Below are 13,988 nucleotides of genomic sequence, written 5' to 3'. Positions count from 1 at the left end.
GTGTCGATCCGACTTTCGATGGATCACGCGCGCGGGGCTCCGCACGTACGCTGAGACCGACATGGCGCACCGCACCCTCACCCCCGTCTTCGTCGGGTTGCGCACAGGTCTGCACCTCTTGTCGGCGGCCCTGCTCGCGGTGGTCGTCGTGCGCGTGCTCATCGTCCGGCCGAGCACGATGGGCGCGGCGCTGGCGCTCGCGGGATGCTTCGCCGTGCTGTACCTGCTCGGAGCGCGCATCACCGCTCTGGCGCCGCGCCGCCGAGCGGCGGCGGGAGCCGCGTGGATCGTCGCGCTGACCGTGTGCTGGGTCGCGCTGCTGATCCTCGTGCCCGAAGCGGCGTACCTGGTCTTCCCGCTGTTCTTCCTCTATCTGCACGTGTTGCGGGGTGCCGCCGGACCGATCGCGGTCGTCGTCACGACCCTCATCGCCGTGGTCGCCCTGGGTCTGCACGGCGGCTTCACGATGGGCGGGGTCGTCGGGCCGCTCGTCGGGGCGGGGGTGGCTCTGCTGATCGGCCTCGGCTACCGCGCACTCGCGCGTGAGGCGGCCGAACGCGAGGCGCTGCTCAGTGAGCTCATTCGCACGCGCGACCGGCTTGCGGCAGCCGAGCGCGAGCAGGGCGTGCTCGCCGAGCGGGGGCGTCTCGCGCGCGACATCCACGACACCGTCGCGCAGGGCCTGTCGAGCATCCAGATGCTGCTGCACGCGGCCGAGGCGGCCGACGGCGACCGGCCCGGCATCGAGCACATCCGCCTCGCCCGCGAGACGGCGGCCGAGGGACTGGCCGACACGCGCCGCTTCATCCGGGAACTCGTCCCGCCTACCCTCGAAGGTGGCCTCGCCGCGGCACTGCAGCGGCTCGGCGCGCAGGGAGCGCAGGCGGGCCGCACGGTGTGCGTCGAGGTCACCGGCGATGAGTCCGTGCTGCGGATGGACGAGCAGACCGCGCTTCTGCGCATCGCGCAGGGGGCGATCGCCAACATCGGGCAGCACGCCCACGCCGACACGATCGAGCTCGTCCTCGACGCCGCGCCTGAAGGTACCATCCTCGTCGTCCGCGACGACGGCGTCGGGTTCGACCCCGCGGAGGTGCGAGCCGGGGCGGCGGCCGCCGGGTCGTTCGGTCTGCGCGCGATCGCCGAGCGGGTCGAGCAGCTCGGCGGCGAGCTCACGATCGACAGCGCCCCCGGCCAGGGCACGACCCTCACCGTCACTCTGCACGGAGGCTCCGCATGATCCGCATTGTCATCGCCGACGACCATCCGGTCGTGCGCGCCGGCCTTCGCGCTCTGCTCGAAGCCGCCGAAGACATCGTCGTCGTCGGCGAGGCGACGACCCCCGACGAGGCGGTCGCGGCCGCCGCGGAGCTGACTCCCGACCTGGTGCTGATGGACCTGCAGTTCGGGCAGGCGACGACCGGTGCCGACGCCACCACGCGCATCCGCGCCGCAGACCTGGCCCCGCCCGTGCTCGTGCTGACGAACTACGACAGCGACGGCGACATCCTCAGCGCCGTCGAGGCGGGGGCGAGCGGATACCTGCTGAAGGATGCCCCGCCGCACGAGCTGCTCGCCGCCGTGCGCGCCGCGGCTGCGGGCGGGAGTGCCCTGGCCCCCGCCATCGCCGGCCGGCTGCTGTCGCGGATGCGGAGCCCGCAGGCGGCCCTGTCGGGGCGCGAGCTCGAGGTGCTGCAGCTCGTCGCCGACGGGGCGACCAACAGCGCGATCGCCGCGCGGCTGCACATCACCGAGGCGACCGTGAAGTCGCACCTCGTGCACGTGTTCACGAAGCTCGGCGTGACCTCGCGGACGGCCGCCGTCTCGCACGCCCGGGCGCACGGGATGCTCCGGCCGTAGCGGGTCCGATGACCGGACCGCTGTCCCGACCCCGGTAGACTGGGAGTCCGACCCCCCGTGACAGTCAGGAGGCCTGCTTGCTGGTGCTTCTGGTGGCGTTCGCGGTCTTGCCGCTGGCGCTGCCGTGGCTGATGGGCAGGCTCGGACCGCGCGGCTTCTTCGTCGCCGCGCTCGTGCCGATCATCGCGTTCGTGTACACCGCGCTGCAGACGCCGCGGGTCGTCTCGGGCGAGGTGCTCACCGAGTCGTACGCCTGGATCCCGTCGCTCGGGCTCTCGCTGTCGATGCGCATGGACACGCTCGGCTGGCTGATGGCGCTCATCGTCACCGGCGTCGGCGCGCTCGTCATGATCTACTGCCGCTGGTACTTCGCCGACACGACGAAGGATGCCGGCGCCAAGAGCTCCAAGGGCGCCAAGAGTTCCCAGGGCACCGCCGGCGCCACGGCCACCGCGGGCAGCGCGCGGAAGAAGCGGGTCAAGCCCGGCGTCGGCATGTTCGCCGCGAGCCTGCTCGCCTTCGCGGGCGCCATGTACGGCCTCGTCCTCACCGACGACCTCATCGTGCTCGTGATGTTCTGGGAGATCACGAGCATCCTGTCCTACCTGCTCATCGGCTTCTACCACGCGCGTGGCGCGAGCCGCCGAGCCGCCCTGCAGGCGCTCCTGGTGACGACGCTCGGCGGGCTCGCGATGTTCGTCGGCGCGGTCATCCTCGTCGTGCAGGCCGGCACGACGAGCCTGTCGGAGATCCTCGCCGCGTACACGGCCGCCGGGTCGGCGCTCGCCGGCAGCGCCCTGATCAACACGGCGATCGTGCTGCTGCTCGTGGGCGCGCTGAGCAAGTCGGCCATCTTCCCGTTCCACTTCTGGCTGCCGGGCGCGATGGCCGCGCCCACCCCGGTCAGCGCTTACCTGCACGCGGCGGCGATGGTCAAGGCGGGCATCTATCTGATCGCCCGCCTCGCGCCGGCCTTCGCGCACAGCGAGCCCTGGCGGCCGATCGTGATCGGCCTGGGCCTGTTCACGATGCTCCTCGGCGGGCTGCAGGCGCTGCGCGAATCCGACCTCAAGCGCATCCTCGCCTTCGGCACGGTCAGCCAGCTCGGCATGCTCACCGTCGTGCTCGGCTACGGGGAGCGCAACTCCGCGCTCGCCGGCCTCGCCCTGCTCGTCGGACACGCGCTGTTCAAGTCGGCGCTGTTCCTCGTCGTCGGCGTGATCGACCGGCAGCTGTCCACCCGTGACATCGGCGAGCTCTCCGGCGTCGGCAGACAGGCGCCCACCCTCGCGATCGCCTCGATGGTCGCGGTCGGCTCGATGGTCGGGCTCGCCCCCACGGTCGGCTTCGTCGCGAAGGAGGCGGTGCTCGCCTCGCTCATCGAGGGGGGTTCGCGACCGGATGCCGTGATCCCGCTCATCGGCATCGTGCTGGGGTCGGTGCTGACCACCGCCTACGGTCTGCGTTTCATCTGGGGAGCGTTCTGGACCAAGCGCGACGCGTCGGGCGAGAAGATGCCGCAGACGCCGTGGCCCGATCCGCCGATGGGGTTCATCGCCTCTCCGGTCATGCTGTCCGCCCTCACGCTCATCGCGGGGTTCGCGGCGCCGCTTCTCGACGTGGCGTTCTCGGGATACGCCGACACGCTGCCGAGCGCGGGCGATGAGGGGCATCCGTACCACCTCGCGCTCTGGCACGGGTGGGAGCCGGCCCTCTTCCTGTCGCTCGCGAGCATCGCGCTCGGCGCGGGCCTGTTCTGGTTCGCGCAGCGCACGCGCAGCATCCCGCGCCGCATCCTGCCGTTCACCGCGGCCGACGTCTACAACGCGTGCCTGCGCGGCATCGCCCGCGTCGCGGTCTGGACGACGACCCTCACCCAGCGCGGATCGCTGCCGGTCTACGTCGGCACGATCTTCGTCGTCTTCGTCGCCGCCGAGGGCACCGCGCTGCTCGCGAGCCCCGAGTGGCGGCTCTCGTTCGACGCCTGGCAGACGCCCATGCAGCTGGTGGTCGCGCCCATCATGATCATCGCGGGCATCGTCGCCGTGCGCGCGCAGAAGCGGTACACCGGCGTGGTGCTCGTCTCGGCGACCGGGCTCGGCATGGTCGCGCTGTTCGCGACGAGCGGTGCACCCGACCTCGCGCTCACCCAGATCCTCGTCGAGACGGTGACCCTCGTCACCTTCGCCCTGGTGCTGCGGCGCACCCCCGCCCGCATGGGCGAGCACAACGCGTCGGTGTGGCCGGTCGCGCGCACGGTGCTCGCCGTCGCCGTCGGCGCGACGATGTCGATGATCGCGCTCGTGGCGACCGGCGCGCGGGTCGCCGAGCCCATCTCGACCGCCTTCGCCGACCTCGCCTACGACCTCGGGCACGGCAAGAACGTCGTCAACGTCGCGCTCGTCGACCTCCGCGGCTGGGACACGATGGGCGAGCTGTCGGTGCTCATCCTCGCCGCCACCGGAGTCGCCTCCCTCGTGTTCGTGACGCACCGCTCCGACCTCATCTCGAGCGCGATCTCGGCCCTCCCCACCGGAACCACCCGCGCCCGGCGGCCGCTCATCGAGACATCCGAGGGCCTGCGCACGCGCACGAGCACCTCGAGCAACTCGCGGCAGGCGTGGCTCGTCGGCGGACAGCGCATGCGGCCCGAGAACCGGTCGATCATGCTCGAGGTGATCGTGCGGGTGCTCTTCCACACCATCATCGTCGTGTCGATCTACCTGCTGTTCGCGGGGCACAACCTGCCCGGCGGCGGCTTCGCGGGCGGCCTCGTGGCCGGCATGGCGCTCGTCATGCGCTACATCGCGGGCGGCCGGTACGAGCTGGGTGCGGCGGCGCCGACGGATGCCGGGCGGCTGCTCGGCGCCGGGATGACGCTCGCCATCGCCTGCGCCGTCGTGCCGCTGCTGTTCGGCGCGGCGCCGCTCACGAGCTACTTCTGGGAGGCCGATATCCCCGTCATCGGGCACGTCGAGTTCGTCACCTCGACGCTGTTCGACATCGGGGTGTACCTCGTGGTGATCGGGCTCGTGCTCGACGTGCTGCGCTCGCTCGGCGGCGAGGTCGACCGGCAGGCGCAGGCGCTGCGCGAAGCGCCGGGCGGCGGCCAGGCCCACGGGATGCCGGGGGTGAGCGCGTCGTGACCGTCTCCCTCGTTCTCGTCATCATCATGGGCGTGCTCTTCGCCGCCGGCGTCTACGCGATGCTCGAGCGCAGCCTCACCCGCGTGCTGATCGGATTCCTGCTGCTCGGCAACGCCGCGAACCTGTTCCTGCTGATCGTGATGGGCCGGCCGGGCGTCGCCCCGTTCTACGGCGCCGCCGATCCCGAAGACATGAGCGACCCGCTCCCGCAGGCCCTCACCCTCACCGCCATCGTCATCACCTTCGCCGTCTCGGCGTTCCTCCTCGCCCTCATCTACCGCTCGTGGCAGCTCGGCCAGGCCGACACGGTGCACGACGACGAGGTCGACCTCGCCGTCCGCTCCCGCACCGAGGACGACGAGGAGCAGATGGACGATGAGACCTCGATCGAGGACGAGGACGACGACGCCACCACCGACTTCATCGGAACGGATACCGCCCCCATCACCGTGCTGCGCCACCGCGACGTCGACGGCATCCGCGACGACGCCCCCACCGACCGCCGATCTGAGGACCGCGACGGGGGTGACGCCCGATGAGCGCGCTCGTCCCCCTGCTCGTCACGTTGCCGCTGCTCGGTGCGGGCGTCGCGCTGATCTTCGGCCGCCGCCGCCGGGTGCAGGTCGGCGTCTCGATCGTGACGCTCACGCTCGTCATGGTGATCGCGGCCGTGCTGCTGTACGCCGTCGACTCGTCGGGGCAGGCGATCGCGGTGTCGGTGGGCGGCTGGCCGATCCCGTTCGGCATCGTGCTCTACGTCGACCGGCTCGCGGCGCTCCTCGTCGTGATCTCGGCGATCGTGCTGCTCGGCGTCCTCCTCTTCTCGGTCGGCCAGGGCGCCGCTGACGGCGACGACGACACCCCCGTCACGATCTTCCACCCGACCTACCTGATCCTCGCGGCGGGCATCTTCAACGCGTTCATCGCGGGCGACCTGTTCAACCTCTACGTCGGGTTCGAGATCCTCCTCGTCGCCTCGTACGTGCTGATCACGCTCGGATCGACCGAGTCGCGCATCCGCACCGGCGTCTTCTACATCGTCGTCTCGCTGGTGTCATCCATCCTCTTCCTCGCCGCGATCGCCGCGATCTACGGGGCACTGGGCACGGTGAACATCGCGCAGCTCGCCGAACGGATGACCCAGCTGCCGCAGTCGACGCAGCTGGTGCTGCACCTCATGCTGCTGCTCGCGTTCAGCATCAAGGCGGCGGTCTTCCCGCTGTCGTTCTGGCTGCCGGACTCGTACCCGACCGCGCCGACGCCGGTGACGGCGGTGTTCGCGGGCCTGCTGACCAAGGTCGGCGTCTACGCGATGATCCGCACCGAGACGCAGATCTTCCGCGACAACGACGTGAACACGCTGCTGCTCATCGTGGCGCTCGCGACGATGATCGTCGGCGTGCTCGGCGCGCTCGCGCAGGCCGAGCTCAAACGGATCCTGTCGTTCACGCTCGTCAGCCACGTCGGCTATCTCGTGTTCGGCCTCGGCATCGCGACCCCGCTCGCCCTCGGCGCCACGATCTACTACATGGTGCACCACATCATCGTGCAGACGACGCTGTTCCTCGCGGTGGGGCTCATCGAGCGCCGCGCCGGGTCGACGTCGATCCTCAAGGTCAAGGGGCTGATGCGCGCGGCGCCGGTGATCGCGGTGCTCTACTTCATCCCGGCGATCAACCTCGGGGGCATCCCGCCGTTCTCGGGCTTCATCGGCAAGTTCGCGCTGTTCGACGCCGCCGCCGAGGTGGGCACGCCGCTCATGTACGTGCTGATCGTGGGCGGCGTGGTGACGTCGCTGCTGACGCTCTACACGCTCATGCGCGCGTGGAACCTCGCGTTCTGGCGCGAGGACGACGACCACGCGGAGGAGCCCGCCGTCGTGGAGCGCATCTCGTACCTCAGCGACGCGCCGGCCGCCGACGAGCAGGGCGACCGGCGGGTCATCCCCCGCATCATGACCGCCACGACCGCCGGCATGGTCGCGGTCACGATCGCGCTGACCGTGTTCGCCGGGCCGCTGTACCGGCTCTGCGCGAGCATCGGCGACGCGCTGCTGACGCCCGTGACCCTCGTGCAGCTCGACCAGGAGGCGCAGCCATGAGCCCGGCCACCTCGATCGCGGGCGCCGTGTGGCGTCAGCTGCCGTTCCTCGTGTGGCTCATCGCCCTGTGGATGCTGCTGTGGGGCCAGTTCACGGTGCTCGCTGCTCTCACCGGGCTCATCGTCGCGGTGTTCGTCACGCGGATCTTCCGGCTGCCGCCGGTGGAGCTGTCGGGCCGGGTCAACCTCTGGTACGGCTTCCTCTTCATCGTCACCTTTCTCGGCGCCCTGGTGCGCGGTTCGCTCCTCGTGGCGTGGCAGACCCTCGACCTGCGGCACTACCCGGGAACGGCGATCATCGCGGTGCCGCTGCGCACCGACGACGACCTGATCCTCGCCCACGTGGGCGTCACGGCGTCGCTCATCCCCGGATCGCTCATCATCGACATCGATCGCGACCGGCGGATCCTGTACCTCCACGTGCTGAGGGTGTCCTCCGCCGCCGACGTCGAGAAGCAGCGGCGCGCGGTGCAGGTCTGGGAGGCGCGGATCGTCCGCGCCGTCGGATCGCGCGCGCAGCTGGCGGCGATCCGCGGCATCGATCCCCGCCTGCCGCGCGGAGAGGGGGCGGCGTCATGAACGGTGTGCTGATCGTCGTCATCTACGTGGTGTTCGCCGTCGCGGCGCTGCTGACGCTGTGGCGGATCATCGTCGGCCCGTCGATCCTCGACCGCGCCGTGGCATCCGATGTGCTGCTCACCCTCGTGATGTGCATGCTCGGCGCCGACATGGTGATCAACCACCACACCCGGTCGCTGCCGGCGCTGCTCATCATCGCGGCGGTCGGCGTGTTCGGCTCGATCGCGATCGCCCGTTTCGTGGCGAGAAGGGACAACACCGACCCATGAACGAGATCCTCGACACCGTCGCGCTCGTCCTCGTGCTGATCGGCGGGCTGCTGTGCATCACGGCGGCGATCGGCCTGCTGCGCTTCCACGACGTGCCCACCCGCCTGCACGCGGCGACGAAGCCGCAGGTGCTCGGGCTCATCCTCATCTGCATCGCGATCGCGCTGGCGCTGCGGTCGTGGCCCGTGGTCGCCTTCCTCGTGCCGATCGTGCTGATCCAGCTGGCATCCGCGCCCCTGTCGGCGCACATGGTCGGTCGCCAGGCGTATCGCAACGGCACGATCGACGAGCGCTCGCTCTACGTCGACGAGCTCGCCGAGCCCCGCGGCACCCCGCCCGCCGCCGGCGGCTAAGCCGGGCGCGGCCGACGCTGGGCGGCCCGGGGGATCAGGGGGCGACGGACGGGGTGCGGCGGATGCCGAACTCGCGCTGCAGCACGCTGCGGGCGGCGAACCAGCCCGACTGGCCGTGGACGCCGGGACCGGGCACGGTCGAGGCGCCGGTGAGGTAGACGCCCGGCATCGGAGTGCGCCACGGATCGAGGCTCAGCACGGGCCGCGCGAGCAGCTGCCCGAGCGTCGCGGCGCCCGCGGCGATGTCGCCGCCGACGTAGTTCGGGTTGTACTCGGCCAGCTCGGCGGCGGTGCGCGCACGACTCGCCACGATGAGGTCGCGGAAGCCCGGCGCATGCTGCTCGATCGCCCGGGTGACGGCCTCGGTCTGATCGAGGGTCGACCCGGTCGGCACGTGCGTGTACGTCCAGAGCGCGTGCCCACCCGCGGGGGCGCGGCTCGCGTCGAACACCGAGGGCTGCGAGACGAGCACATACGGGGATGCCGCGTGCCGCCCGGCCAGGACGTCGCGCTCGGCGGCGGCGATCTGCTCGCGCGTGCCGCCGATGTGCACCGTGCCGGCGCGCGCGATGCGCTCGTCGGACCACGGCACCGGACCGGACAGCGCGAACTGCACCGTCGAGGCGCCGCTGCCGTAACGGAATCGCTCGAGGCGTCGCCGGTAGCGCCCGGGCATCCGCCCTCCGGCGAGTCGGATGAGCGCGCGCGGGGTGACATCGAGCACGGTCGCGCGCGCGGTGAGCTCGTCGAGCGAACCCACCTCGTGATCCGTGACGATCTCGCCGCCGTGGGCGAGGAGGTCGGCGGTGAGGGCGTCCGAGATCGCCTGCGATCCGCCGATCGGGATCGGCCAGCCGCCGGCGTGGGCGTGCGTCTGCAGGGCGAGCCCCGCCGCCGCGGCGACCGGGCTCGGCTGCGGCACGATCGCGTGCGCCGCGACGCCCGTGATCATCGCCGGGGCGACGCGGCCGTGGAAGCCCGCGTTCCAGAGCGGCCCGCCCTGCGCGAGCGTGCGCAGACCGAACCGGGCCTCGACGACCGGATGAGGCGGCACGCGCAGCAGCGACGAGCCGGTGAACCGGGCGATCTCGCGCGCGTGCGCGGCGAGGGGTTCGAGCAGGCGTCGGTAGGCGGGGCCGTCGGCGCCGAGCGCGTCGACCGTGCGGTCGAGATCGCGGTAGGCGATGCCCGAGCCGCCGACCGCGGCGGGGAGGGGATGGGCGAACGAGACCTCGGGGGTGACGAACTCGACGCGCGATGCGAGCCCGAACGCGCGGAAGAACGGGGATGCCAGGGCCAGCGGATGCACCGCCGAGCACGAGTCGTGCCAGAAGCCGGGCGCCACGGCCTCGCGCGTGCTCGCCCCGCCTCCGATCCGCGCCATCCGCTCGTACACGCGCACCGAGAGCCCCGCCCGCGCGAGGGTCACGGCCGCCGCGAGCCCGTTCGGCCCGGAGCCGACGATCTCGACGTCGGTCATGCGGCGGGGCCCTCACCCGACGCCGCCGCGGCGGCATCCGTGGCGGCGGCGACGTCTGCCGCGGCTTCGGCGTCGGGCGTGCCCTCGGCCGGATCCGGCACCGTCGTGCGCGCCGAGTTCTCCCCGGCCTCGCGCTCGCGCCGTCGGCCCTCGCTGAGGAAGGCGAGGCGCCGCAGCGTCTCCTCGTTGCGCAGGTGCAGCATCGGCGCCCACACGAACCGCGGCAACTTCGCCGCGGTGCCCGCGACGGGTTCCTCGCCCAGCCGCACGACGCATCCGGTGCCGCGGGGCTTCACCTCGATGACCACGACCCCGCGGCCGAGCGGTCCCGCCTTCGCGCGCAGCTTCATCCGGTGCGGCGGCGACCACTCCACGATCTGGGTGTCGTCGTCCAGCAGGATCGGCCACCCGCCCAGCGAATGGTGGATGTGCGCGCCCTCGGCCGGCCACTCCGGATCGACGTCGCGCATACGCGCGGCACCCACCACCCAGACCGGATAGAGCCAGCCGTCGCCGAGCACGGCGAACACGTCGTCAGGGGTGCAGTCGAACAGTCTCACGCTGGCGGTCGCCATGGGGCCTCCTCGGGTGGGGCGGTCCCTCTCGATGCTACGGGGCGGACCCGGAATCCGAGCGGGGGTTGACGCGGCCGCGCGGGGCGTCAGTCTCCCGGTGTCAGCACGAGCGTGTCGACCGCGGATGCCTCGACGCGCTCGCGCGTGAACAGCCACGGCGTCTGGCGGCCGTGCTGCCACGCGTCGAACTGGTCGTCGTCGTTCGGGTGGAAGGCGTGACCGCTCGTGCCGGTGAGGTGGTTCCACCGCGACGCGTCGAGATCGGAGAGGTCGATCGTCATGCGCATGGAGGGCACGGTCGTCGTCGCGAACGAGCCGCTGCCGAGCATCCACCCGGTCGCATCGACGACGGAGGCGCCGCCGCCGACGGGGAACGGCCCGCGGTTGAACAGGGCCTCGATCGGCGCGATGCCGCTCTTGCCGAACGTGCCGCTGGTGAGGGTGATCGCGTGCAGCGAGCCCCAGTTCCAGGCATCCGGGTCGTCGCCCTGCAGCGCGACGAGCCGCGCGGACGCGTCGGTCGCGGCCCGTTCGAGCATCTCGCGCTGACCGTCGACGCCGATCGTGTCGTTGGTCCACCAGTCCGAGTCGGGCTCGTCGAGCAGCCGGTCGACGACGACGAACAGCCGGCTCTGCCCCGACAGGCCGACCGGGTGCGCACGCCGGGCGAACAGGTCGGAGGCGAGCTCGTCCCACAGCACGTTCGCGAAGGCGGCGGCCGACGAGTCGGCCCCGTTCTGGGCATCCCACCCGGCGAGCAGGTCGAGGCCCCGCTGGGCCTTCTCGTCCGGCAGGGTGATGTCGGCGTAGGCGCCGATCAGGCGCTTGCCCATCCAGAACTCCTGATCGGCCTGGATCGCGGTCATGTCGTCGGCGGTGAGCGGGCCGCGTGCGGCGGCACGCTCGATCAGGTCGACGATGCGCGCCGCCCGCCAGCCGTAGTCCCAGTCGGAGCCGAGGAAGTACGGATAGTCGGTGCCGATCACGGCGTTGTTCGCGGTGACGATGTAGCCCTCGTCGGGGTTGTAGACGACGGGCAGTTCGGTGAAGGGGATGAAGCCCCGCCAGTCGTACGCCGAGTCCCAGCCGGGCTGGGGCATGGTGCCGTCGCCGGCGCCGCGGATCGGCAGCCTGCCCGGCGCCTGGTAGCCGATGTTGCCCGCGCGGTCGGCGTAGACGAGGTTCTGCGCCGGCACGTCGAAGAGGCTCGCCGCGGCGCGGAACTGCGCGAAATCGGTCGCCGTGTTCAGCGCGAAGATGGCGGCGGCGGTCGTGCCCGCGTCGAGCGCGGTCCAGCGCAGCGACACCGCGTACTCGCCCGGCGGCACGGTGGTCTCGGTGGCGCCAGTGGTCGCGTCGGCACTGTCCGCGCCGCCGGTGGTGGATGCCTCGTCGTCGAGGGTTCGCACGTCGTCGGTCGACCCGGTGGCGGGGTCGTCCGCGATCGCGGTGAAGTCGTCGGTGAGGCCCGACACGATCGGGCCGTGCACCGTCGAGCGCACCTCGAGGCTGACGTCGTCGCCGCCCGCGACGTGGAACGTCTCGGTGCGGGTCTCGAGCGGGACGAGGGCGCCGTCGCGCCAGTACTGGTCGCCGTCGACGCGCTCGAGGTAGAGGTCGGTGACGTCGGCGGTGAGGTTCGTGAACCCCCAGGCGATCTCGGCGTTGTGCCCGATGACGACGCCCGGCACACCCGAGAACCCGAACCCGGCGACGTCGAACGCGCACGCGTCGTTCACGGTGCGGCAGCGCAGCCCGATCTGGTGCCACACGCTCGGGAGGGATGCCCCGAGGTGCGGGTCGTTGCTGAGGAGCGGCAGTCCGCTCTCGGTGAGAGCGCCCGAGACCACCCACGAGTTCGATCCGACGCCTTCGCCGACATCGCCGAGCAGGGCGGAGGCGGCCTCGACGACCGAGCCGACCTCGGTCCACGACACGCCGACGGCTTCGGAGCCAGGGGCGCCGGACGTGGCGGCGCCCGCCGTGACGGCACCGGCGGCGGCCGTGGCATCCATTCCGGCCACCGCGGGCGGATCGGCGGTGATCGTCGGCACGATCACGGGGTGATCGGCGTACGGGTAGGCGGGGTAGAGGTCGGCGATCTGCGCGGGCGTGAGGTGGGACGCGAGAAGGGCCCGGTCGGTCTCCTCCTCGATGTTGCTGCGGAGATCCCACGCCATCGCCTTGAGCCAGGCGACCGAATCGGCCGGCGACCAGGGCTCGATCTCGTAGTCGCTGTTCTGCAGTCCCAGCACGGCGTACTCGAGCGAGACGGCGGCGCCGTCATGGTCGGCGAGGTACGCGTTCACCCCGTCGGCGTAGGCCTCGTAGTAGCCGCGGGTGGTGTCGTCGAGGGCGGCGACCTCCTGCTCGGCGACGTGGCGCCAGCCGAGCGTCCGCAGGAACTGGTCGGTCGGCAGCTGCGAGGCGCCGAAGAGCTCGGCGAGCCGGCCGCTCGTCACGTGACGGCGGAAGTCCATCTCCCAGAACCGGTCCTGGGCCTGCACGTACCCCTGCGCGTAGAAGAGGTCGTGGGTCGAGTCGGCCTCGATCGTCGGGATGCCGAGGTCGTCGCGGTACACCGAGACGTCCGTCTCGAGGCCGGGCGCGGTGACGGTGCCGTCCAACTGGGGGAACGAGCGCTGGATCGTCCAGACGACGAAACCGGCCGCGATCAGGGCGATGACGGTGAGCCCCGCGACCACCGAGTAGGCGATGATGCCGATGCGGCGGCCGATCCGGCGCCGCCGCGTGGGCGCGTGCTCGGAGTCTGCGGGGTGCGCGATCGTGCGGTTCGCGCCGGTGAGGGAGGGGAGATCGGACATCGTCGTCGCAGCGCTTTCCAGCCGGGGTCCGGGAGGCGGCAGGGCTTCGCGGCGCTGCGGGTTTCGGGGCCCGATGCGCCGGCACGGTCCGCGCCCCCCAGGAGAACAGACCGTCCTGGCATCCTATGCGCACCCCTCGCTGCTGGTGGGCACGGGTGCGCGCGGCGCTTTAGCTCTCGCCGAGGATCTCCGGGTGCGCGTCGAGCAGGGCGACCTGCTCCTGCCACGACAGACCGACGATGCTGAGCACGACCCGCACGACCGCCGCGTCGGCGTGCGCGGTGGTCAGCCGCAGCTCGCGGAGGGTCGCGCGGGCGGTCTCCTCGATGAGGAATGCCAGCAGTTCCGGCGGCACGTCGCCGCGGAACGCACCGGAGGCGACGCCCTCCCGGGTCAGCTCGCGCACCCGCCGGCGCAGCGGCGCGAGCGAGCGCACCGTCTGGGCCACGTGCGCGTCGTCGAGCGCGATGTTCGCCGAGGCGCGCACGGCGGATGCCTCGCGCCACAGCTGCGCCGCCATGTGCGCGAGCGCGACCCGCGGGTCGGGGTCGTCGGTGGCCTCGGCGATCGTGTTGAAGCGCCCGGCGCCGATTGCGATCACCTCGCGAAGGAGGCTCTCCCGATCGGAGAAGTGGCCGTACAGCGCCCGGCGCGAGAGCCCCGCCGACTGCGCGATCGCGTCGAGCGAGGCGTGCGGGTCGCGCGCGAGCACCGTCTGCGCCGCGGCGAGGAGGGCCGCCCGGTTCGCCGTCGCGTCGCGGCGACGCCCGGGTGCGGTGGAGATGGTTCGGGCCATGGCAT

At 72.0% G+C, this 13,988-nt stretch carries 12 protein-coding genes; 8 read left to right on the top strand and 4 right to left on the bottom strand.

Annotated features, from left to right (window positions below):
• The first annotated feature begins 61 nt into the window (after positions 1-61).
• From FHX68_RS08810 to mnhG, 8 genes are all read left to right on the top strand, one after another.
• Positions 62-1,240: a sensor histidine kinase gene (locus tag FHX68_RS08810; protein WP_141379338.1), complete on the top strand. Its 1,179-nt coding sequence runs from the start codon at positions 62-64 to the stop codon at positions 1,238-1,240.
• Entirely contained in the window at positions 1,237-1,860 is a 624-nt protein-coding gene (locus tag FHX68_RS08805; RefSeq protein ID WP_141379337.1) for a response regulator, read from the top strand. Before FHX68_RS08810 ends, FHX68_RS08805 begins: the two co-directional genes overlap by 4 nt.
• Positions 1,861-1,937: 77 nt before the next feature.
• A complete protein-coding gene (locus FHX68_RS08800) occupies positions 1,938-5,006 on the top strand; it encodes a Na+/H+ antiporter subunit A (RefSeq protein ID WP_141379335.1) in 3,069 nt (1,022 codons plus the stop codon).
• Positions 5,003-5,545, top strand: a complete 543-nt coding sequence (locus tag FHX68_RS08795) for a Na(+)/H(+) antiporter subunit C (protein WP_141379333.1) — start codon at positions 5,003-5,005, stop codon at positions 5,543-5,545. Before FHX68_RS08800 ends, FHX68_RS08795 begins: the two co-directional genes overlap by 4 nt.
• Positions 5,542-7,107: a Na+/H+ antiporter subunit D gene (locus FHX68_RS08790; RefSeq protein ID WP_141379331.1), complete on the top strand. Its 1,566-nt coding sequence runs from the start codon at positions 5,542-5,544 to the stop codon at positions 7,105-7,107. The genes FHX68_RS08795 and FHX68_RS08790 overlap by 4 nt, the downstream gene beginning before the upstream one ends.
• A complete protein-coding gene (locus FHX68_RS08785) occupies positions 7,104-7,685 on the top strand; it encodes a Na+/H+ antiporter subunit E (protein WP_141379329.1) in 582 nt (193 codons plus the stop codon). Before FHX68_RS08790 ends, FHX68_RS08785 begins: the two co-directional genes overlap by 4 nt.
• Positions 7,682-7,954: an MrpF/PhaF family protein gene (locus FHX68_RS08780; protein WP_141379328.1), complete on the top strand. Its 273-nt coding sequence runs from the start codon at positions 7,682-7,684 to the stop codon at positions 7,952-7,954. Before FHX68_RS08785 ends, FHX68_RS08780 begins: the two co-directional genes overlap by 4 nt.
• A complete protein-coding gene (gene mnhG / locus FHX68_RS08775) occupies positions 7,951-8,307 on the top strand; it encodes a monovalent cation/H(+) antiporter subunit G (RefSeq protein WP_141379326.1) in 357 nt (118 codons plus the stop codon). Before FHX68_RS08780 ends, mnhG begins: the two co-directional genes overlap by 4 nt.
• A 34-nt stretch (positions 8,308-8,341) precedes the next feature.
• Here mnhG and FHX68_RS08770 read toward each other — a convergent pair whose 3' ends face one another.
• The 4 genes from FHX68_RS08770 to FHX68_RS08755 all read right to left on the bottom strand — a co-directional run bounded on the left by FHX68_RS08770 (position 8,342) and on the right by FHX68_RS08755 (position 13,983).
• The gene (locus FHX68_RS08770; protein WP_141379324.1) at positions 8,342-9,787 is read right to left on the bottom strand and encodes a phytoene desaturase family protein; all 1,446 of its coding nucleotides are present in this window, start codon (positions 9,785-9,787) and stop codon (positions 8,342-8,344) included.
• Entirely contained in the window at positions 9,784-10,362 is a 579-nt protein-coding gene (locus FHX68_RS08765) for an SRPBCC family protein (protein WP_141379322.1), read from the bottom strand. The genes FHX68_RS08770 and FHX68_RS08765 overlap by 4 nt, the downstream gene beginning before the upstream one ends.
• An 86-nt stretch (positions 10,363-10,448) precedes the next feature.
• Positions 10,449-13,187 (bottom strand): penicillin acylase family protein, encoded by a 2,739-nt coding sequence (locus FHX68_RS08760; protein WP_141379320.1) that lies wholly within the window; start codon positions 13,185-13,187, stop codon positions 10,449-10,451.
• Positions 13,188-13,356: 169 nt separating this feature from the next.
• The gene (locus FHX68_RS08755; protein WP_141379318.1) at positions 13,357-13,983 is read right to left on the bottom strand and encodes a TetR/AcrR family transcriptional regulator; all 627 of its coding nucleotides are present in this window, start codon (positions 13,981-13,983) and stop codon (positions 13,357-13,359) included.
• Positions 13,984-13,988 lie beyond the last annotated feature (5 nt).

Source organism: Microbacterium lacticum (assembly GCF_006716815.1).
GTDB lineage: Bacteria > Actinomycetota > Actinomycetes > Actinomycetales > Microbacteriaceae > Microbacterium > Microbacterium lacticum.
The sequence above is the reverse complement of the archived record's forward strand: the minus strand, read 5'-3'. Positions and strand labels throughout refer to the sequence as shown.